The 19,247-nt window shown below is 63.5% G+C and carries 21 protein-coding genes; 16 read left to right on the forward strand and 5 right to left on the reverse strand.

What is annotated here, in order from left to right; translation table 11 throughout:
• Positions 1-25 precede the first annotated feature (25 nt).
• Positions 26-274, reverse strand: coding sequence for a hypothetical protein (locus tag ACSU04_RS00095; RefSeq protein ID WP_439288047.1), 249 nt, complete (start codon positions 272-274; stop codon positions 26-28).
• Between the two features lie 30 nt (positions 275-304).
• On the opposite strand from ACSU04_RS00095, the gene ACSU04_RS00100 reads away from it, so the two are divergent.
• The 16 genes from ACSU04_RS00100 (at position 305) to ACSU04_RS00175 (ending at position 16,187) form a co-directional block, all read left to right on the forward strand.
• On the forward strand, positions 305-757 hold the full coding sequence (locus ACSU04_RS00100; protein WP_439288048.1) for a MarR family winged helix-turn-helix transcriptional regulator: 453 nt from the start codon (positions 305-307) through the stop codon (positions 755-757).
• A 56-nt stretch (positions 758-813) separates the two neighbouring features.
• The gene (locus tag ACSU04_RS00105) at positions 814-1,512 is read left to right on the forward strand and encodes a DUF4129 domain-containing protein (protein ID WP_439288049.1); all 699 of its coding nucleotides are present in this window, start codon (positions 814-816) and stop codon (positions 1,510-1,512) included.
• Complete coding sequence (locus tag ACSU04_RS00110) at positions 1,509-1,979, forward strand: hypothetical protein (protein WP_439288050.1); 471 nt, start codon at positions 1,509-1,511, stop codon at positions 1,977-1,979. Before ACSU04_RS00105 ends, ACSU04_RS00110 begins: the two co-directional genes overlap by 4 nt.
• Positions 1,980-2,011: 32 nt before the next feature.
• Complete coding sequence (locus ACSU04_RS00115; RefSeq protein ID WP_439289388.1) at positions 2,012-2,995, forward strand: AAA family ATPase; 984 nt, start codon at positions 2,012-2,014, stop codon at positions 2,993-2,995.
• Positions 2,992-4,257 (forward strand): DUF58 domain-containing protein, encoded by a 1,266-nt coding sequence (locus ACSU04_RS00120; protein WP_439288051.1) that lies wholly within the window; start codon positions 2,992-2,994, stop codon positions 4,255-4,257. Before ACSU04_RS00115 ends, ACSU04_RS00120 begins: the two co-directional genes overlap by 4 nt.
• Positions 4,254-4,784 (forward strand): hypothetical protein, encoded by a 531-nt coding sequence (locus ACSU04_RS00125; protein WP_439288052.1) that lies wholly within the window; start codon positions 4,254-4,256, stop codon positions 4,782-4,784. The genes ACSU04_RS00120 and ACSU04_RS00125 overlap by 4 nt, the downstream gene beginning before the upstream one ends.
• 46 nt (positions 4,785-4,830) lie before the next feature.
• Positions 4,831-7,719: an excinuclease ABC subunit UvrA gene (gene uvrA, locus ACSU04_RS00130; protein ID WP_439288053.1), complete on the forward strand. Its 2,889-nt coding sequence runs from the start codon at positions 4,831-4,833 to the stop codon at positions 7,717-7,719.
• Positions 7,719-9,620, forward strand: coding sequence for an excinuclease ABC subunit UvrC (gene uvrC, locus ACSU04_RS00135; RefSeq protein WP_439288054.1), 1,902 nt, complete (start codon positions 7,719-7,721; stop codon positions 9,618-9,620). The genes uvrA and uvrC overlap by 1 nt, the downstream gene beginning before the upstream one ends.
• A gap of 28 nt (positions 9,621-9,648) precedes the next feature.
• Positions 9,649-10,521, forward strand: coding sequence for an RNase adapter RapZ (gene rapZ, locus ACSU04_RS00140; RefSeq protein ID WP_439277866.1), 873 nt, complete (start codon positions 9,649-9,651; stop codon positions 10,519-10,521).
• Positions 10,522-10,591: 70 nt separating this feature from the next.
• Complete coding sequence (gene whiA / locus ACSU04_RS00145) at positions 10,592-11,569, forward strand: DNA-binding protein WhiA (RefSeq protein ID WP_439277867.1); 978 nt, start codon at positions 10,592-10,594, stop codon at positions 11,567-11,569.
• 156 nt (positions 11,570-11,725) lie between these two features.
• Positions 11,726-12,352 (forward strand): superoxide dismutase, encoded by a 627-nt coding sequence (locus ACSU04_RS00150; protein WP_439277868.1) that lies wholly within the window; start codon positions 11,726-11,728, stop codon positions 12,350-12,352.
• 105 nt (positions 12,353-12,457) lie between these two features.
• Positions 12,458-13,468: a type I glyceraldehyde-3-phosphate dehydrogenase gene (gene gap / locus ACSU04_RS00155; protein ID WP_439277869.1), complete on the forward strand. Its 1,011-nt coding sequence runs from the start codon at positions 12,458-12,460 to the stop codon at positions 13,466-13,468.
• Between the two features lie 7 nt (positions 13,469-13,475).
• Complete coding sequence (locus ACSU04_RS00160; protein WP_439288055.1) at positions 13,476-14,690, forward strand: phosphoglycerate kinase; 1,215 nt, start codon at positions 13,476-13,478, stop codon at positions 14,688-14,690.
• Positions 14,681-15,499: a triose-phosphate isomerase gene (gene tpiA, locus ACSU04_RS00165; RefSeq protein ID WP_439277871.1), complete on the forward strand. Its 819-nt coding sequence runs from the start codon at positions 14,681-14,683 to the stop codon at positions 15,497-15,499. Before ACSU04_RS00160 ends, tpiA begins: the two co-directional genes overlap by 10 nt.
• Positions 15,500-15,579: 80 nt before the next feature.
• Complete coding sequence (gene secG, locus ACSU04_RS00170; protein ID WP_439277872.1) at positions 15,580-15,828, forward strand: preprotein translocase subunit SecG; 249 nt, start codon at positions 15,580-15,582, stop codon at positions 15,826-15,828.
• A 2-nt stretch (positions 15,829-15,830) separates the two neighbouring features.
• Positions 15,831-16,187, forward strand: a complete 357-nt coding sequence (locus tag ACSU04_RS00175; RefSeq protein ID WP_439277873.1) for an RNA polymerase-binding protein RbpA — start codon at positions 15,831-15,833, stop codon at positions 16,185-16,187.
• Positions 16,188-16,257: 70 nt separating this feature from the next.
• Here the strand turns inward: ACSU04_RS00175 and ACSU04_RS00180 are convergent, their stop codons facing one another.
• Genes ACSU04_RS00180 through ACSU04_RS00195 form a run of 4 tightly spaced genes read right to left on the reverse strand, consistent with a single transcriptional unit; the run spans position 16,258 to position 19,130 of the window.
• Positions 16,258-16,746, reverse strand: coding sequence for a hypothetical protein (locus ACSU04_RS00180; RefSeq protein WP_439288056.1), 489 nt, complete (start codon positions 16,744-16,746; stop codon positions 16,258-16,260).
• Positions 16,743-17,948 carry a signal peptidase I gene (locus ACSU04_RS00185; protein ID WP_439288057.1) on the reverse strand — a complete coding sequence of 402 codons (1,206 nt, stop codon included), beginning with the start codon at positions 17,946-17,948 and terminating at the stop codon, positions 16,743-16,745. The genes ACSU04_RS00180 and ACSU04_RS00185 overlap by 4 nt, the downstream gene beginning before the upstream one ends.
• A gap of 7 nt (positions 17,949-17,955) precedes the next feature.
• Complete coding sequence (locus ACSU04_RS00190; protein WP_439288058.1) at positions 17,956-18,594, reverse strand: SipW-dependent-type signal peptide-containing protein; 639 nt, start codon at positions 18,592-18,594, stop codon at positions 17,956-17,958.
• A 5-nt stretch (positions 18,595-18,599) separates the two neighbouring features.
• The gene (locus tag ACSU04_RS00195; RefSeq protein ID WP_439277877.1) at positions 18,600-19,130 is read right to left on the reverse strand and encodes a SipW-dependent-type signal peptide-containing protein; all 531 of its coding nucleotides are present in this window, start codon (positions 19,128-19,130) and stop codon (positions 18,600-18,602) included.
• Positions 19,131-19,247: the final 117 nt, after the last annotated feature.

Consider the following 19,247-nt stretch of genomic DNA (forward strand, 5'->3'; position numbering starts at 1 on the left):
CGGCACTGTGCCCGTGGCCCCGTGGTTAGGACCGCGGGCAGTGCATCAACGGCTTCGATCCGGAGCGGTCGATTTCATGCTCAGTCATCGGGCGGCCGCACAGCGGGCAGGCGCGTTCGGCGCGCTCCGCAGCACTGGGCGGTGGCGTCGACTCATACGGACCGACGGCGGCCGGGCCTGCGAGGCGGATCAGGTGCGAGTTAAACCACCTGTACAGCCCGCCCGCTTCGCGGATGCGTGTGCGAAGCGGCACATGTTCTGAACTGTTCTCCATGACACTTAGTGTACTAACTGTTAGTGCAATATGTATAATCGAGCTGTGACGAATTCCGATGAGCTACTCAAGCTGGAAAATCAGCTCTGCTTTGCGCTCGTGACCGCGGCCCGCAATGTCGTGTCGATTTATCGGCCGATCCTCGAGCCGCTGGGGCTCACTCATCCGCAGTATCTGGTGATGCTAGCGCTATGGGAGCGATCGCCTCGCGCACTGAACGATCTCGCTGCCGACCTCGCCCTCGACTCTGCGACGGCATCTCCGCTGGTCAAGCGGCTGGAGAAAGAAGGCCTCATTGCGCGCGAACGCAGCAGCGAAGATGAGCGTCGCCTCGACATCACACTCACTGAGGCTGGCAGAGAACTTCGCGCCCGCGCCGTGGATGTGCCGCACCTTGTCATGGCCGCAGTGCACATGAACGTCGAAGAGATCGCGACCCTCCGTGATGGGTTATCCCCATTTACCGGCCGCATGGGGAAGTGACTCGTACCCACCCCATAGGGTGAAGACATGCGCGGCAACACCTCGATCCAAGGTCAGTGCGTGGCGTGAAGCGGCTCGCGATGTTCGGCTCTGTTGTCGGCCTGTTTCTGATCGTCATGATCGCGGCATCTGTGCAGGGGATTCCCGACATCAACCCACCGGTGCTTGAGTCGCGCGAGATCCTGCCTGTCGAAGCGAGCAGCGAGCCGATGCCGACCGGCATCCCGACTCCGCTTCCGGAGTCGAACTCAGACATTGTCGGCGCGATCATCGGGGTCATCTTCTTCGTGCTCGCGAGCGCAGCGGCAATCGCCATCATTGTGCTGGTGGTGCGTGCACTGATGCGCGCGTGGCGCGATCGTCCGATGCGCATCCGTGACGGCAGCGATGTCGGGCTCGACCTCCAGGAGCAGGCCCTGCCCGACGAACCAGACGTTGCGGCCCCTGTGATCCGCCGTGGGATCCAGGGTGCACTGCGGCTCATCGACGAGCGTGCTGTTCCGACGGACGCCATCATCGCCGCGTGGGTGGGCCTCGAAGAGAGCGCAGCGGATGCCGGCACGGCACGCGGTATGAGCGAAACGCCATCAGAATTCGCATTGCGCATCATCACCCGCCGTGAGGGCATCTCGGATGCTGCGCGCGAGCTGCTGCGACTGTACGAGAACGTGCGCTTCGGAGATCTCGCAGCCGACGAGGGTGACCGGGACAGAGCGCGCGCGGCGCTTCGGAGCATCGAGGAGGGGTGGCGATGACGCGTCCTCGAATTATTGCTGCGCTCGCGGTCACCGTCGGCGTGGCACTCGTTCTGTTCCTCGGCGTGGGCGTGGAACTTGCGTTCACCATCGCCTGGGCCGTGCTCGCCGGGATTCTGACGCTGCTGTCACAGCTTGTGCTTCCCGACGATCCCAGAGCCGATGCGCCTGAGATCCCCGCCGGACCGGAACGCCGCGGCACCGCGATTGCACAGATGGCGTGGTCGCTGAATCCGAGCAGTGGCGCAGCCGGTGAGCTCATCACGCGCCGGGTGCGGCACACTCTCAGGCGCCGTTTGCTGCGCCACGGGCTCGACACGGAGAATCGCGAGCACCGCGATCAGATCGACGCGCTGGTGGGGATCACCGTCTGGGATCGGCTCGTCGCCCCTGGCACGAAGCGCCAGGATCTCGAACGTGCACTGGACAGCATCGACAGGCTTTCACCGACCAAGGAGAAGAAATGACCCAGGACAGCTCGATGACCCAGGACAGCTCGATGACCCAGACCAGCTCGATCGCCCAGAGTCTTTCGATCGCAGAGACCGGTGCTCAGATCCTCGCGGCCGTCCGCACTGTCGTGGTCGGCATGGACAACCCTGTCGAGATTGCACTGGCGACGATTCTCGCCGGCGGCCATGTGCTATTCGAAGATGTGCCAGGGCTCGGCAAGACGCTCGCGGCCAGAACTCTGGCATCCGCTCTCGGTCTCGACTTCCGACGCCTCCAGTGCACGCCGGACATGCTCCCTGGAGATGTGACCGGATCGTACGTCTATGCGCCGGATACCGGGGAATTCGTATTTCGCCCTGGGCCGATCTTCACCGGTCTACTGCTCGCCGACGAGATCAACCGCACCACACCGAAGACACAATCGGCCATGTTGGAGGCGATGGCGGAGCGCCAGGTGACCGTTGAAGGCAACAGCTTTCCGCTCGCGGCGCCCTTCCACGTGATCGCGACGTCGAACCCGATCGAGTACGAGGGCACGTATGCCCTGCCGGAGGCACAGCTTGATCGCTTCATGGTGCGACTGGCTGTGGGGTACCCAGACGTAGCAGGCGAGGCTCAGATTCTGACGAATCGAATCGCTCGACAGCAAGAAGCAACCAGCGTGGCGCCGGTGATCGACGCGGCCAGACTCGTCGAAGTGCAGCAGGCCGTCGAAGCAATCCATGTGCACCCGGATATCGCGCGGTATTGCGTGGACATCGCCCGCGCCACCCGTCACGCGCAGAACGTCGCGGTGGGAGCGTCGCCACGCGGTTCGCTGGGTCTCCTCCTTCTCGGGCGCGCTCTCGCTGCGCTGGACGGCCGCGAGTTTGTGCGTCCCGATGACATCAAGCGCATCGCTGTGCCGGTGCTCGCGCATCGCCTGACGTTGACCCCGCAGGCATGGGCGCAGGGCGTCAGCGCGGAGCAGGTGATCCAGGGCATCGTGAGTCAAGTGCCAGTGCCGCCGACAGTCGGCGCGCCGGCGTGAGTGTCGATTCTGTGCGGAGCCGCTGGGGTCCGGGCCTGGTGATCGGGTTCGCCGGCGCTGCTGCGATCGCGGCCATGGGGCTGATCTTCTCGCGGCCCGACGTCGTCGCGATGGGCTTGCCGTTGGCATTATTGAGCGGAGCCGCGCTGGCCCGCCGCAGCGGCGCAGAATCGACCGCGGTCGTGCTGCGCGCGCTGCCCGGCGCGAACGATGACGGCACTCTTAGCACCGAGATCACGGTCACCGGTGATGCGGAGCTCGCCGAACTCGTTGTGGTGCAATCGGAGCGGCGTCGACGCCATCTGCTTGTTCCCGTCGGCGGAGCCCCAGTATTCTCGCTCAGCAAGTCTCTGCATTCAGGGCCGGTCACAGCCGTGAAGGCATCCGCTCGAGGATTCTCCGTGGACGGGGCTGTGCTCGGCGTTGCAACGCCGGTCACACAGCTTGTGCGCAACGTCGCTCCCGCCGAGACGTTACTGCCGTTGCTGCCGCTCTCGCCCCGCCTGACGGGCATGCATGGTAGCCATGAAGGGCGTCGGCAGGGGCAGGGAGGTGACTTCCGGGATATCCATCAGTTCGTCCCTGGCGACGAACTGCGCCGGGTGGACTGGCGAGCTACCGCTCGTATGTCGCGCCGGCCGGGGGACATGATGGTGCGGCGCACGAACACTCTGAGCGATGCGACTGTCGTCATCGCGATGGACACGGCCGACGATCTGGGCACTGCGGTCGCGACGTGGGGGAGCGGCGATCTGGAACGTAGCGGGGTGACATCGCTCGATCTCTCGCGGCAGGCGGCGCGGTCCATTGCCGCTGCGGCGATCGCTGCGGGCGACAGGGTGACGCTGCATGTGCTCATGCATGGTGGGCGCTCGGTTCGCAGCGGGGCCGGCGCGCGGCATCTCGCCCGCGTTGAAGCCGCGATTTCTGCGACAGGGCAGGCAGGCGAAGACACCCGATTTCGCCGTACGCCACCCGTGCCACACGGCTCGGTGATCTTCGTGCTGTCGACGTTCTTCGACGGTGCGGCATCCGATATCGCGCTGATGTGGCGGGCGGCCGGTCATCGCGTGGTCGCGGTCGACGTCTTGCCGGTGCTTGATCGCACCAGACTGAGCAGAGAACAGCACTTGGCCCTGCGCACTGTTCTGGCCGAGCGTGAAGAGGTGCTGCATGACCTGGGTAATGCCGGTGTCGACATGGCGGCGTGGGGCGACGATGTCCCAGCGACGTTACGCGCGATGGTGAGGACCAGACGATGATTGACCTCCGTCGTCGGAATGACCGGCTTCGCACTGCTGCCTCGATGCCTGCCATCGTGTTACGCATTGCCTTCATCGTGTTCGTCGCCGTCGTGGCACTCCTGCTGGTGCCGATCACTGGTTGGCAGGTTGTCGTCGTGGTAGCAGCGGTGCTGGGTGTGATCGTGCCGCAGAGCTTCGGCGGATGGATCTCGATCGCAGGCGTCGTCGTGGGGATGCTGATGAACGATCCCAGCATGTGGCGGGCAATGGCCGCTGTGCTGGCTGTGCACGTCATCCATGTCGTGGCGTCGCTGTTGTTAGTGATCCCTTGGCGTTCCCGCGTGGTGCTTGCCGCCCTGTGGCCGAGCCTGCGCCGTCTGCTGCTCATACAACTCATCGCTCAACCGCTGACGCTCCTGGTGATGCTGGCCTTCCTCTCCGAGACAGTGACAGTTGCGAGCGCGGCGATCATCGGGGCCGGAGCGTTGGCAACGTTTGTGATCCTGTTCCTGCTGAGGACGAAACGCGCTGAGAAGCGTTCCTGAGCGCGCTCACGGAGCCAATGTCTGTGGCCCCTCGTAGACTTGTGCGGTGCCTATTGTCCCTGTAGTCAGCGCCGGAAAACTTAGTGTTCGCGGTGCACGCGTCCACAACCTCAAGAACGTCGACATCGACATCCCACGCGACTCTCTCGTCGTGTTCACCGGCCTGTCCGGATCTGGGAAGTCCAGCCTCGCGTTCGACACGATCTTTGCTGAAGGTCAGCGACGCTACGTCGAATCGCTGAGCGCCTATGCTCGGCAGTTCCTTGGTCAGGTTGATCGCCCCGATGTCGACTTCATCGAGGGACTCAGCCCTGCGGTCTCGATCGATCAGAAGTCGACGAACCGTAACCCGCGCTCGACGGTCGGCACGATCACCGAGATCTATGACTACATGCGTCTGCTCTGGGCGCGCATTGGTATCCCGCACTGCCCGGAGTGCGGGGAGAAGATCCAGCGCCAGACGGTGCAGCAGATCGCCGATCAGCTCATGGAGCTGCCGGAGCGCACTCGCTACCAGATCGTGGCACCGATCGTCTCGCAGAAGAAGGGCGAGTTCGTTGACCTGTTCCGCGAGCTCGGCGCGAAGGGATACTCGCGTGCCATCGTCGACGGCGATCTCATCCAGCTGGCTGAGCCGCCGACGCTGAAGAAGAGCTACAAGCACGACATCGCCGTGGTCGTTGACCGGCTTGTCGCATCCGATGACATTCTGAGTCGCGTCACCGACTCCGTTGAGACCGCGCTGCGACTCGCCGACGGTGTCGTGCAGGTCAACTTCGTCGAGGCGGAGGGCGATGACGCCTGGCAGTCGTATTCCGAGAATCTGGCCTGCCCCAACGGGCATGCGATCACGCTGACCGAGATCGAGCCGCGCACCTTCTCATTCAACGCTCCGTTCGGTGCCTGCCCCACTTGCTCCGGTCTGGGCACGCGCATGTCCGTCGACGTCGACCTGATGCTGGGCGATGAAGAGCTCTCCATCCGCGAGGGCGCCATCATCCCGTGGACGACGCAGGGCAAGGGGCTGTTCCAGTACTACGAGCGGCTCCTCGATGGTCTTGCTCGTGACCTGAACTTCGATCTCGACACGCCGTGGAAAGACCTGCGTGTCGACGTGCAGGATGCCATTCTCCGTGGCGAGAACTACAAGGTCACGGTCAAATGGAAGAACCGCTACGGCCGTGAGATGCGTTACGCCTCCGGCTTCGAGGGCGTTGTGCCCTACATCGAGCGTCAGTATGCGCAGGCCGAGAGCGACAATCAGCGCGCGCGCTGGGGCGAGTACCTCCGCGAGGTGCCGTGCCCCGCATGTGATGGCAATCGCCTCCGGCCCGAGGTGCTTGCGGTCAAGGTGCACGGGCACTCGATCGCCGAGGTCTCGCACCTGAGCCTGGCCAACGCACACGAGTTCATGGCGACGCTGACTCTGACCGATCGTGAGGCGAAGATCGCGGCTCAGGTGCTGCGTGAGATCCGTGTCCGTCTCGACTTCCTGTTGCAAGTGGGCCTCGCGTACCTGAATCTCAGTCGCGCGGCCGGCTCGCTCTCCGGCGGTGAAGCGCAGCGCATCCGTCTGGCCACCCAGATCGGTTCTGGGCTCACTGGTGTGCTCTACGTTCTCGACGAGCCATCGATCGGTCTGCACCAGCGCGACAACCGGCGTCTGATCGACACCCTGCAGAAGCTGCGCGACCTGGGAAATACGCTGATCGTCGTCGAACACGATGAAGAGACGATCGAGGCCGCTGATTGGGTCGTCGATATCGGACCTGGTGCTGGGGTCAACGGCGGCTCCGTCGTGCACTCCGGGCCGTACTCGGCGCTGCTCGGTGAAACAGAATCGATGACCGCCGACTATCTGGCCGGACGGCGCGAGATTCCGATGCCCAAGAAACGCCGCAAGATCGATAAGAAGCGGCTACTGAGCGTCGTCGGCGCTCGCGCGAACAATTTGCAGAACGTCACTGCCGACTTCCCGCTCGGCGTGCTCACCGCCGTCACCGGTGTGAGCGGCTCAGGCAAGTCCTCGCTGGTCAACGACATCCTCTATCGGGTGCTCGCCTCCAAGCTCAACGGCGCACGCACGCTCGCAGGTAAGCACACTCGCGTGACCGGGCTCGACAACCTCGACAAGGTGGTGCACGTCGATCAGGCGCCCATCGGTCGCACTCCGCGCTCGAACCCGGCGACATACACCGGTGTCTTCGACCGCATCCGCACACTGTTCAGCGAGACGCCAGAGGCAAAGGTGCGTGGCTACCTGCCTGGCCGGTTCAGCTTCAACGTCAAGGGCGGCCGATGCGATGCGTGCTCCGGCGACGGCACGATCAAGATCGAGATGAACTTCCTGCCCGACGTGTACGTTGACTGCGAAGTCTGCCACGGCAAGCGGTACAACCGTGACACGCTCACTGTGCATTACAAGGGCAAGAACATCGCCGAGGTTCTGGAGATGCCGATCGCAGAGGCAGCCGAGTTCTTCGAGCCCATCCAGGCGATCCATCGCTTCATGAAGACGCTGGTGGATGTGGGGCTCGGGTATGTGCGCCTCGGTCAGTCCGCGACGACCCTGTCGGGCGGTGAAGCGCAGCGCGTCAAGCTCGCCACAGAGCTTCAGCGCCGCAGCAACGGCCGCAGCATCTACGTTCTCGACGAGCCGACCACCGGCCTGCACTTCGAAGACGTCCGCAAGCTCCTTGAGGTGCTGAATTCTCTCGTCGATAAGGGCAACACCGTGATCGTCATCGAGCACAACCTCGACGTGATCAAATCCGCGGACTGGGTGATCGATCTCGGACCTGAAGGTGGTTCCGGCGGCGGCCAGATTCTCGCCACCGGCACCCCAGAGCAGATCGCGCGCGTCGAGGAGAGCCACACCGGCATGTTCCTCGGTGAGATCCTCAACGCGGGACGCGGGGCGCGGAAGGCCAGCTGATGGCCGACGTGCTGCCGTACAAGCCCGCACAGGGCGAGATCCCGACAGACCCGGGTGTGTATCGATTCCGAGATGCTGAGGGGCGCGTGCTCTACGTCGGCAAGGCGAAGAACTTGCGGCAGCGGCTCTCGAACTACTTCGCGCCCCTGCGCACCCTGCATGAGCGCACCAGACGGATGGTCACGACCGCGACCTCTGTGGAGTGGACAGTCGTCCCAACCGACGTGGATTCGCTGCAGCTCGAGTACATGTGGATCAAAGAGTTTGATCCGCCGTTCAACGTGCGCTACAAGGACGACAAGTCTTATCCGTTCATGGCAGTGACCCTCGGCGACGAAGCACCGCGCGTGCTGGTCACCCGTAACCGGAAGATCCCTCGAGCGCGGTACTTCGGTCCGTACCCGAAAGTGTGGGCGGTGCACGAGACGATTGACCTGATGGTCAAGGCGTTTCCGATTCGCACCTGTAGCGATTCGAGTTACAAGCGCGCCATGGCGACAGGCCGCCCGTGCTTTCCCGGGCAGATCGGCAAGTGCGGTGGCCCCTGCTCGATGAAGGTGTCGATCGAGGAACACCGGGCGATGGTCGACGATTTCGTCGCGTTCATGGCCGGTGGAGACGAGCGCTTCGCCAAGGACCTCACCAAGCGGATGCTGGCAGCCTCCGCAGCCATGGACTATGAGGCGGCCGCGAAGTATCGCGACCAGCTGTCCTCGATCGAAGCAGTGCTCGGTAAGAGCTCGCTGGTGCTGCCCGCGGACGAAGATGCCGACCTGTTCGGCATCGCAGAGGACGAACTCGCCGCCACCGTGCAGCACTTCGTGATCCGTGGCGGGCGCGTGCGAGGCGTGCGCGCCACGACCATCGAGAAGGAGATCGACATCTCCGGCTCCGAGCTCGTCGACCAGGTGCTGCAGCGCGCCTACGGCGAGGGTGTTGACGTGCCGCGGCGTGTCCTCGTTCCTTCCCTTCCAGACGACGCGCCCGAGCTGGAGATCTGGCTGCGCGAGCGCCGTGGCCGCAAGGTCGAGGTCGCCGTGGCGCAGCGCGGGCAGCGCGCCGAGCTGATGCGCACCGCGACGCTGAACGCGCAGCAGGCACTCATCCGTCACAAGACGCGTCGCACCACCGATTACGTGGCACGCACCCAAGCGCTCACCGACCTGCAGGAAGCGCTCGGCCTTGGCACCGCACCATTGCGGATCGAGTGCTACGACATCTCGCATCTCGGCGGCACGAATGTCGTTGCATCCATGGTCGTGTTCGAAGACGGGCTGTCGCGCAAAGACCAGTACCGGTCGTTCAATATTGCGGAGACCACAGACGACACCGACTCGATGTATCAGGTACTCATGCGGCGCCTGGCATATCTGGACCGGCCGGAGGACGCCGAGGTGCTCCCGGTGGATGCTGACCCGCTCGCCGAAGGCGATGACGTCGTCACTACGCGCAAGAAGCCACGCTTCTCGTATCCTCCGCAGTTGCTGCTCGTCGATGGCGGAAAGCCGCAGGTCGAGGCAGCGGCCCGGGCACTGCGCGACTCCGGGCATACGGAGATCGGGTTGTGCGGCATCGCGAAACGACTGGAGGAAGTATGGCTGCCGGGGGAGGACTTCCCCGTGATCTTGCCCCGCACGAGCGAAGCGCTTTACCTGCTGCAGCGGCTGCGCGATGAGGCGCACCGGTTCGCCATCATCCATCAGCGTAAGCGCCGCAAACGTGACATTTCCACGGTGCTCGAGGAGGTGCCTGGCCTGGGCGCATCACGCATCAAGGTGCTGCTGAAACACTTCGGATCGGTCACTGCGCTGCGCGCCGCGACCTCGCCCGAGATCCAGGAAGTTCCGGGGATTGGCCCGGCCCTTGCGCAGAGCATCCACACTCACCTCGCGACTCGATAGGCTGGCCTTCACAGGAGAAGGAGAACCGATGGTCGACGAGGAGAAGAACGAGTTCCTCATCGTCACCGGCATGTCCGGTGCAGGACGTTCAACGGTGGCAAATGCGCTGGAGGATCTCGACTGGTACGTCGTCGACAACCTCCCGCCGCAGATGTTGCGCCCGCTACTCGATCTCACCGACATCGGTGGGGGAGCACTTCCCAAGGTTGCCGCGGTCGTCGATGTGCGTGGACGCAATCTATTCAACGACTTCCCCGAGGTTGCGCGTGCTCTTCGCTCGCGTGGCAGCGTCAAGGTGGTCTTCCTCGATGCTTCTGATGATGTGCTCGTTCGCCGGTTCGAATCGGTGCGCAGGCCGCATCCGCTGCAAGAAGACGGCACGCTGCTCGACGGCATCCGTCTGGAGCGTTCTCGACTGACGCTGGTTCGGGAAGCTGCCGACATCGTCATCGACACCTCTTCGTTGAACATTCACCAACTCGCGACGCAGGTCTCCGAGACTTTCTCCGAGGAGGGTGCCGCGCGGCACCGACTGACGATTCTGAGTTTCGGGTTCAAATATGGGCTACCGACCGACGTCGATCTGGTCGCCGATATGCGATTCCTGCCGAATCCTTACTGGCAAGAGGAGATGCGTGGACTGACCGGTCAGGACGAGTCGGTGCGGGACTACGTGCTTTCCCGCGAGGGAGCCGCTGAATTCCTCGAGGCCTACGCCAAGGCACTTGAGCCGGTACTTGCGGGTTATCAACGCGAGAACAAGGGTCATTCAACGGTCGCGATCGGATGCACTGGTGGCAAGCACCGCTCGGTCGCGATGTCGGAAGCGCTTGCCAAACGGCTCTCCTCGATTCCAGGGATTGCAATCAACGTGCGTCATCGCGACCTCGGCCGAGAATAGAACGGCGCCGCGCCGGGTAAACTAGTTCTTTGCGTCGCGATCCGACGCATCAAGTTTTACAAGGAGTCCCGTGGCACTAACCACCGACGTCAAGGCTGAACTCGTCAGCATCCGCAATGCACCCCCGACGGTGCGAGTCGCGGAAGTCACCGCAATCCTCCGGTTCGCCGGTGGACTCCACTCGATCGCCGGTCGGGTCGCTGTTGAGGCGGAGGTTGATGCCGATCTGCTGGCACGCCGCGTCGCTCGCGATCTTGCCGAGATTTATGGAGTGCGCCCCGAAATCGCACAGGTGCAATCCTCCAGCTCACACGATGGCCCGCGGTACGCCGTCCGTGTCATCGCCGCAGGGGAGACCCTCGCTCGTCAGACCGGTCTGCTCGATCAGCGCCGACGCCCGGTGCGGGGGCTGCCCAACCGGCTGACCACTGGGTCTCGCGAAGAGATCGCCGGTCTCTGGCGCGGTGCGTTCCTCGCTGCGGGATCCCTCTCCGAGCCTGGTCGCTCGGCGATGTTGGAAGTCACGTGCCCGACGTCTGAGGCGGCCATGGCGCTCGTCGGCGCCGCTCACAGACTCGGTGTGGCCGCGAAGGCTCGCGAGGTGCGTGGTACGCCGCGTGTGGTCGTACGCGAGGGCGAGGCTATTCGTTCGATTCTGAGCCAGATGGGTGCACAGAAGACGGCGGCCGCCTGGGAAGAAATGCGTCAGCGTCGCGAGGTGCGCGCTGGTGTCAACAGGCTCGTGAACTTCGACGATGCGAATCTGCGACGCTCAGCACAGGCGGCTGTGGCCGCGTGCGCTCGCGTCGAGCGTGCGCTGGAGATTCTCGCTGAGGATATTCCCGACCATCTGCGCCTCGCTGGTGAACTGCGCCTCGCACATCGGGATGCCAGCCTCGATGAGCTCGGTCATCACGCCGAGCCGCCGCTGACGAAGGACGCCGTCGCAGGACGCATCCGTCGCCTCTTGGCAATGGCAGACAAGCGTGCGCAACAGGAAGGCATCTCGGGAACCGAAGCGGCGGTTCCGGCCGGCCTCGACGTCTGATCCCCACGCTCGCTGACATTTCTTGTCATCGACGGAAGGATCCCCACCGTGGGGGCGTTGTCGTCAGTAGGATGAAAAAGTCTGCTCCTCGCCGCATTTGGGTGGCGCGGAGGACCGACAAGTGCCGCGGCGCGGCGCGGATTGGATGAAAGCGACATGGCGATCTACACGCTCCCTGACCTCCCCTACGACTTCGCGGCACTGGAACCGCACATCAGCGGCAAGATCATGGAATTGCACCATGGCAAGCATCACGCGGCATACGTCGGCGGTGCGAACGCTGCGCTCGACGGCCTCGCAGAGGCTCGCGACAGCGGCAACCTGGCGAACGTGAACAAGCTCGAGAAGGACCTTGCGTTCAACCTCGGCGGTCACGTCAACCACTCGATCTTCTGGACCAACCTCTCCCCGAACGGTGGCGGTCAGCCTGAGGGCGAGTTGAAGGCCGCCATCGACGAGTACTTCGGCTCCTTCGAGAAGTTCCAGGCGCACTTCACCGCCACGGCCATGGGAATCCAGGGCTCCGGTTGGTCGGTGCTCAGCTGGGACTCGATTGGCCAGCGGTTGATCATCCAGCAGCTGTTTGACCAGCAGTCCAACGCGGCGCAGGGCACGATTCCGTTGTTCCAGCTCGACATGTGGGAGCACGCCTTCTACCTCGACTACCTCAACGTGAAGGCCGACTATGTCAAGGCCGCGTGGAACATCGCCAACTGGGAAAACGTCGCAAAGCGTTTTGACGTCGCCCGTAAGCAGACGAACGGCCTGCTGGTACTGTCGTAACAAAGACGGGCGTCCTGATGGGCAGCTAGCCCGTCAGGACGCCGTTGTCCACGAATTCTCTATTGAAAATGCGCGAGAGCGCTCAAGAAACAGGGAGAGACATTAGTGTCTGTCAAGATCGGCATCAACGGCTTCGGTCGTATCGGACGTAACTTCTTCCGCGCAGCACTTGCGCAGGGAGCAGACCTCGAAATCGTCGCGGTGAATGACCTCACCGACAACAAGACCCTTGCGCACCTGCTCAAGTACGACTCTGTCAGCGGTGTTCTGGATGCCGAGGTCAGCTACGACGACGACAGCATCACTGTCAACGGCAAGAAGATCAAGGCGTTCGCAGAGCGCGACCCCGCAAGCCTCCCCTGGGGCGAGCTGGGTGTCGACATCGTCATCGAGTCGACCGGCTTCTTCACCAAGGGTGCGCTCGCACAGAAGCACATCGATGCAGGTGCCAAGAAGGTTCTGATCTCCGCTCCCGGCACCGACGTCGACGCCACGTTCGTCATGGGCGTGAACGAGGACACCTACGACGCGGCCGCGCACAACATCATCTCCAACGCGTCCTGCACCACCAACTGCTTGGCTCCGCTTGCCCAGGTCTTCAATGATGAGTTCGGCATCGTCCGCGGCTTCATGATGACTGCGCACGCCTACACGGCTGACCAGAACCTGCAGGACGGCCCGCACAGCGACCTGCGCCGCGCACGTGGTGCTGCGATCAACATCACCCCGGCATCCACCGGCGCCGCAAAGGCGATCGGCGTTGTGCTCCCCGAGCTCAACGGCAAGCTCAGCGGTTCCTCCTACCGTGTGCCGGTTCCCACCGGCTCGATCGTCGACCTGACGATCATCACCGAGCGTGAGGACCTCACGGTTGACGAGGTCAACGCGGCCTACAAGAAGGCAGCTGCTGACGGTCGCCTGGTGGGCTACCTGCAGTACAACGAGGACGAGATCGTCTCGAGCGACATCGTGCACAACGCACACTCGTCGGTCTTCGACTCGACGCTGACCAACGTCAGTGGCAACCTCGTGAAGGTCTCCAGCTGGTACGACAACGAGTGGGGCTACTCCAACCGTCTCGTCGACCTGACCGAGTACGTCGCAGAGCGTCTCTAAAAAGATCATGACCCTGCGCACCCTGGATTCACTGGGTTCGCTCGAGGGCAAGCGCGTCATCGTCCGTTGTGACCTTAACGTTCCTCTGCGGGACGGCGTCATAACGGACGATGGCCGTGTTCGTGCCTCGTTGCCGACCTTGAATGCCCTCATCAATGCGGGCGCACGCGTGATCGTGTGCTCGCACCTGGGACGCCCCGACGGCGCTCCAGACCCGCAGTACAGCCTTGAGCCTGTTGCTCAGCGCCTGGCCGAACTGCTCGGTACGCCGGTCGCGTTCGCGCGCGATACGGTGGGCGAGTCAGCTCGTGAGGCCGTGGCATCCGTTGAGAATGGCGGCGTCGTCGTCATCGAGAACCTGCGTTTCAACGCAGGGGAGACCTCGAAGGACGACGCGACCCGCAAGGCCTTCGCTGCAGAGCTTGCGGAGCTCGGCGACGCGCTCGTCTCGGATGGATTCGGTGTTGTGCACCGTAAGCAGGCGAGCGTTTACGAGCTTGCGGAGCTGCTGCCCTCGTCGGCAGGTCTCCTGATCGCGACCGAGCTCGACGTGCTCGACCGTCTGACCGAGAACCCGGAGCGTCCCTACACGGTCGTTCTCGGTGGTTCGAAGGTCAGCGACAAGCTCGGTGTGATCTCCCACCTGCTTCCGCGCGTCGATCGTATTCTCGTCGGCGGCGGCATGCTGTTCACCTTCCTGAAGGCACAGGGGCACGCCGTCGGCGCGAGCCTCCTCGAGGAAGATCAGCTCGACACCGTTCGTGGCTACATTGCTGAGGCCGCTGAGCGCGGCGTCGAGATCGTGGTGCCGACGGATGTTGTTGTGGCGGCGTCGTTCGCGGCGGATGCTGCGCACGAGACCGTTGCGGCGGATGCCATCGAGCAGACGTCGTTCGGTGCCTCCGGCATCGGACTCGACATCGGGCCGGTAACGGCAGCGGCGTTCGCTGAGGCGATCCGCGGCTCGAAGACGGTGTTCTGGAACGGCCCGATGGGCGTGTTCGAGTTCCCGGCCTTCGCTGCCGGAACCAAGGCCGTCGCTCAGGCGCTCACCGAGGTCGATGGCCTCGGAGTCGTCGGCGGCGGTGACTCCGCAGCAGCTGTGCGTCAGCTCGGCTTCTCGGATGACCAGTTCGGTCACATCTCGACGGGCGGAGGCGCAAGCCTCGAGTTCCTCGAGGGCAAGAAACTACCCGGCCTGGAGGTGCTCGGATGGGCGTAAATACGGCAGATTCGTCTGCTCCGCAGAACAGGCGTACCCCGCTGATTGCGGGCAACTGGAAGATGAACCTTGACCACCTGCAGGCGGTTGCGTTCGTGCAGAAGCTGCACTGGGCGCTCAAGGACGCGAAGCACGAAGACGGCTCGGTCGAGGTTGCGGTCTTCCCGCCCTTCACAGACATCCGCAGCGTGCAGACGTTGATCGATGCGGACAAGATCCCGTTCGCACTCGGTGCGCAGGATGTCTCGGCCCACGACTCCGGCGCGTACACCGGTGAGGTCTCCGGTGCGTTCCTGGCGAAGATGGATGCCAAGTACGTCATCATCGGTCACTCAGAGCGTCGTGAATACCACGCCGAGGGTGACGATGTCGTGGCTGCCAAGGTGCAGGCCGCGCTGAAGCACGGGCTCGTTCCCGTGATCTGTGTCGGCGAGACCGCAGAAGACCTGGAGAAGTTCGGCGCGAGCGCCGTTCCCGCCGGTCAGCTGGCGGCAGCGCTGAAGGATGTTCCGGCATCCGCTGACATCGTCGTCGCCTACGAGCCGGTCTGGGCGATCGGCTCTGGACAGGCAGCTACTCCTCAGCAGGCACAGGATGTCTGCGCTGCGCTGCGCGGTGTGCTGGCGAAGACTCTGGATGACGATGCCGCAGCACGCACCCGCATCCTCTACGGTGGATCGGTGAAGGCGGCGAACATCGCCAGCTTCATGCGTGAGCCTGATGTGGATGGCGCGTTGGTCGGTGGCGCGAGCCTCGTCGTCAACGACTTCGCCGCGATCATCCGGTTCGAAAAGCACGTCGGCGTATGAGTGGTGGCGGGGTTGCGACCCCGCCACCGTCGTATACTTGACGTTTACGGGCAATCTGCCCAATCGAAAGGCTCTCCCTCGTGGCAATTCTTGAGTTCGTCCTGCAGGTCGTGCTGGGCATCACCAGCATTCTGCTGACTCTCCTCATCCTTCTCCACAAGGGCCGCGGCGGCGGTCTTTCCGACATGTTCGGGGGAGGCATGACTACTTCGGCCGGTTCATCCGGTCTCGCGGAGCGAAACCTCAACCGTTTCACCATCGTCCTGGCGCTCGTATGGTTTATCTCCATCGTCGCGCTGGGGCTCATCACGAAACTTGAGGTGATCTGACCATGGCTTCTGGAGGCAGCGCCATCCGCGGAACCCGTGTCGGTTCCGGTCCGATGGGCGAGCAGGACCACGGCTACCACGCCGACCGCATCGCGGTTTCCTACTGGGATGGACTCGGCAACGAGACGGTTCGCTATTTCGCCGCCGGTCTCCCCGAAGAGGAGATCCCGGAGACGATCGATCACCCGCAGTCGGGACTCCCGGCCGGTCGAGACAAGGCGAACCCGCCGGCGCTCTCGAAGAACGAGCCGTACAAGACGCACCTCGCATATGTGAAGGAACGTCGTACGGACGGCGAAGCTGTTCAGCTTCTTGAGGATGCTCTCACTCAGGTTCGCGAGCGTCGCGGACAGGCCTGAATCACGCTTTCTGAATTCTGACGAAACCGTCGCGACCTACTGGTCGTGGCGGTTTCGTCGTTTGGCCGGGCTAGGAAGAGACGCATTCCGTGCCCAGAAGAATCTTGCGGGCAACCCAGTTCGTCCGTGAGGATGACCAGTTCGTGCCGGCTACTGTCGCGACGCTGATCCGGACTTGTGAGGCCAGCAGCGACAGCACGGTTTCCAGAAGCGCCTGCGAGTATGTGACCGAATACGTATAAACACCGTTCACAGGACCGGACACGGTCGGCGTCAAAGTTCCGGGAATATCGTTGAGAAAGTGCCGTTGCGCTGCGAGCGGTTCGGTTGATGTCCAGCGAAACGAGATGCTTGTAATTAGAAGGCCGAGCACACTTCCTGCTTGGCAAAAAGTGATGTTCGGTGCGGGCAACGTCGCGGCGGTTATGGAGTTGCTCTTCGCGTACTCCGGCTCGGTCCACGCCGCTTCCGTCGGCGCGGAGCGTACGGAACCGACGGTGATCAGCGCCAGCACGCCAATTGCTGCGACGCCCATGCGCACGCTGCGCCGTTGCCTCATGACTTCTTCCTTCCCGCGCGCACCATCAGGGCGATGCCCAGGCCAACGACGATCGCAGCAGGAGCGGCGAAGATCGCCCAGGAGGTTCCGCCGGTCGGCGGCAGGTCAGGTTCACCGTTGAGGTCTTCTTCCGCCGTTTCGCCCGCTGCGTTGGCGCGGACCGTGAGCGAAGCGGAGTGCTGCGCAGCTCCCATCGTCGGCGAGGTCAGCGCTACACGGAGGTGAGCGATCGCAGGGGTGGCGGATTCCAGCAATTGTTCCCACGATCGGTTCAGATCGACCTGTGCGGTCTCGCGCAGCAGCGTCTCACCGCTGGAGCAATCGTTCGCGACCCACGGCACGGCACACGACCTGACCTCAGCGACGATTTCCACGTCCGGTGCCGTGCTCGTGCCGGAAAGCGCGATCATGAGTGTGCCGTCTTCCGGCGCCGCACCCGCGTCGACGTCAATATGCCAATACAGGGGATCCGCCGGGCTGAGGTATTGCGTGCCGGAGAGGTCCGAACTCATCGACAGTACGTCTACGGCATGCGCTGGGGGAGCGTTAAGCGTGCCATAGCCCACGCCGGACGCCAGCAAAATCACGGCACTGAGAACACGCGCACCGCGCAGTTCTCTGCGTGTCCTGGGGCGGTCGAGCGCTTCATCCTGCGGCTGGTCGTCGTCTTCGACGTCGTCTGGCTCGACACGGCGCTTCGAATCCTTCGGCCAGAACGCCCAGGTGACCAGCACAGCGGCGCCGATAGTCAACGCCCCGAGTACGATCGGGTTCCCGAACCAGACGATCACGTGGGCAAGATATGGGACAGATCCACGTACCATGCGGACATCCTTGACGATGTACGGCGCGGGATCCTCGGCATCATTGGCATCGCCACGCATCGTGATGATGCGCGCATCGGGCGTGCTGCCGGCTTTGACGGAGGTGACCCGGTGGGTCACGGGCAAGGCTGCTGGTCGGTCGACGGTGACGATGTCGTCCACTGCGATGTCGGATGCCGGAACCTTCTGAACCAGCGCAACGGAACCCGCCGGGATCGTCGGCGACATGGAACCAGTCTTGAACATGATCAACGAGAAGCCACCAGTGAACGCGAGGACTGTCAGCAGGATGCAGATCACACCCCCGACGGCGGCGAGGGTGAGAAGAACCTCGCGGAGGATCTTCCCCACTCTCGCCGCTGTTGATGTCGCATTCATCGTTGCATCACCCGGTCGTCCCGGTGAACGTCCATGTCGGTGTCACGACTCCGCCCTGTGCTCCGGTAGCGGCTGCCGTTGGCAATGTGACGATCACGCAATAATTCACGAAGTTGGTCCCATTGGGCAGGAGCGCTTGCGCGGTCAAAGCCGGCACATTGCTGATGCCTGTGTAGACGACACCACCCGTCGTTCCGGTCGTGCACACCGGAACTGCGCCGCTCGTCGTGGTCGTCGCAACGATGCGCACGCTCAGTGCATTGCTGAGCTCCGTCCCGCGCGAATCATTCACCGGCGCACTCACGCCGGTCAACTGCACGGTGCCGGGAACGGTCCCTACAGTCGTGATCTGAATCCAGGCCGCCCGAGTCTGCCCCGGGTACAGGTTCGTCGCGTTGAGCGGCAGTGTCACCGCGCTCGCGGCGGTGTCATGGGGCGCGAACGTCGTCGCATCCGCCGTTCGCGACACGATGGAGAATGTGCCGGCGGTGATCTGTGTCGACGCATACTCCTGATCGGTCCACGCGGCCAGCGTCGCTGAGCCGCCGACGCCGAGCACGAGCGCGCCGGCCAGCACCGCGCGCACTCGAAGAGAGCGCACACGGTGGTGTCGGACGCGCCGTGCGGTGCGTCTGCTCACAGCCATCGGAACTACTCGGAGACGGCGTCCCACTGCCAGAGGGCAGTGCCCGTTTCGCCCTGTCCGATTGTGTCGGCGGCGGTGACCTGGAGACAGAGGTAGATGACGTCGGTCTCAGCGATGGTCGTCGGCACGGCGGTTCCGCCGGCGAATGCCGCTTCATCGCATCCGAAGGCGGTGGTCGAAACCGAAGCGAACGTCAAGTCTCCGTCGAGCGTACCGGTCACGACGGGCGCCACCTCGGTTAAGGTTGCAGAGGTTGAGGCGACGAGGCTCAAAGCATACGGCGTGTAGACGACGTCATTCGGACTCAGGTTGGTGAAGTCGGCTGAGAACGTCAGATCTGCCGCCCCTGCTTCGGACGCATGATCGGTGAAGGTCGTACCGTCTGTCGATCCCTGGAACACGAAGGAGCCGGCCGCGAAGTCGACGGTCGCGAATTCCGAATCGTTCCAAGCAGCAAGCGTCACAGCTGCGCCGACTCCGAGAACGAGGCCACCTGCGAGAACCGCGTAAATCTTGTTTCTGCGTGAACTTTCCATAGTCGAATCCCCCTCCGTTGCGGACGTGTGGGTCATACGCCCTTTGCAGACACGCTCGCGGTAAGCTGCGGCCCCTTTGATCAGGATAGCTTAAGAGGTACTATATCTATTCATGTG

The organism is Microbacterium sp. A84 (genome assembly GCF_051842815.1).
In the GTDB taxonomy this organism is placed as follows: Bacteria; Actinomycetota; Actinomycetes; order Actinomycetales; family Microbacteriaceae; genus Microbacterium.

Excerpts from the sequence above, each read along its gene's own strand:
- ACSU04_RS00095 (WP_439288047.1), bottom strand. The coding sequence starts at position 274 with ATGGAGAACAGTTCAGAACATGTGCCGCTTCGCACACGCATCCGCGAA.
- ACSU04_RS00100 (WP_439288048.1), top strand. The coding sequence starts at position 305 with ATGTATAATCGAGCTGTGACGAATTCCGATGAGCTACTCAAGCTGGAA.
- ACSU04_RS00110 (WP_439288050.1), top strand. The coding sequence starts at position 1,509 with ATGACGCGTCCTCGAATTATTGCTGCGCTCGCGGTCACCGTCGGCGTG.
- ACSU04_RS00115 (WP_439289388.1), top strand. The coding sequence starts at position 2,012 with ATGACCCAGACCAGCTCGATCGCCCAGAGTCTTTCGATCGCAGAGACC.
- ACSU04_RS00125 (WP_439288052.1), top strand. The coding sequence starts at position 4,254 with ATGATTGACCTCCGTCGTCGGAATGACCGGCTTCGCACTGCTGCCTCG.
- uvrC (WP_439288054.1), top strand. The coding sequence starts at position 7,719 with ATGGCCGACGTGCTGCCGTACAAGCCCGCACAGGGCGAGATCCCGACA.
- rapZ (WP_439277866.1), top strand. The coding sequence starts at position 9,649 with ATGGTCGACGAGGAGAAGAACGAGTTCCTCATCGTCACCGGCATGTCC.
- ACSU04_RS00150 (WP_439277868.1), top strand. The coding sequence starts at position 11,726 with ATGGCGATCTACACGCTCCCTGACCTCCCCTACGACTTCGCGGCACTG.
- ACSU04_RS00160 (WP_439288055.1), top strand. The coding sequence starts at position 13,476 with ATGACCCTGCGCACCCTGGATTCACTGGGTTCGCTCGAGGGCAAGCGC.
- tpiA (WP_439277871.1), top strand. The coding sequence starts at position 14,681 with ATGGGCGTAAATACGGCAGATTCGTCTGCTCCGCAGAACAGGCGTACC.
- ACSU04_RS00175 (WP_439277873.1), top strand. The coding sequence starts at position 15,831 with ATGGCTTCTGGAGGCAGCGCCATCCGCGGAACCCGTGTCGGTTCCGGT.
- ACSU04_RS00180 (WP_439288056.1), bottom strand. The coding sequence starts at position 16,746 with ATGAGGCAACGGCGCAGCGTGCGCATGGGCGTCGCAGCAATTGGCGTG.
- ACSU04_RS00185 (WP_439288057.1), bottom strand. The coding sequence starts at position 17,948 with ATGAATGCGACATCAACAGCGGCGAGAGTGGGGAAGATCCTCCGCGAG.
- ACSU04_RS00190 (WP_439288058.1), bottom strand. The coding sequence starts at position 18,594 with ATGGCTGTGAGCAGACGCACCGCACGGCGCGTCCGACACCACCGTGTG.
- ACSU04_RS00195 (WP_439277877.1), bottom strand. The coding sequence starts at position 19,130 with ATGGAAAGTTCACGCAGAAACAAGATTTACGCGGTTCTCGCAGGTGGC.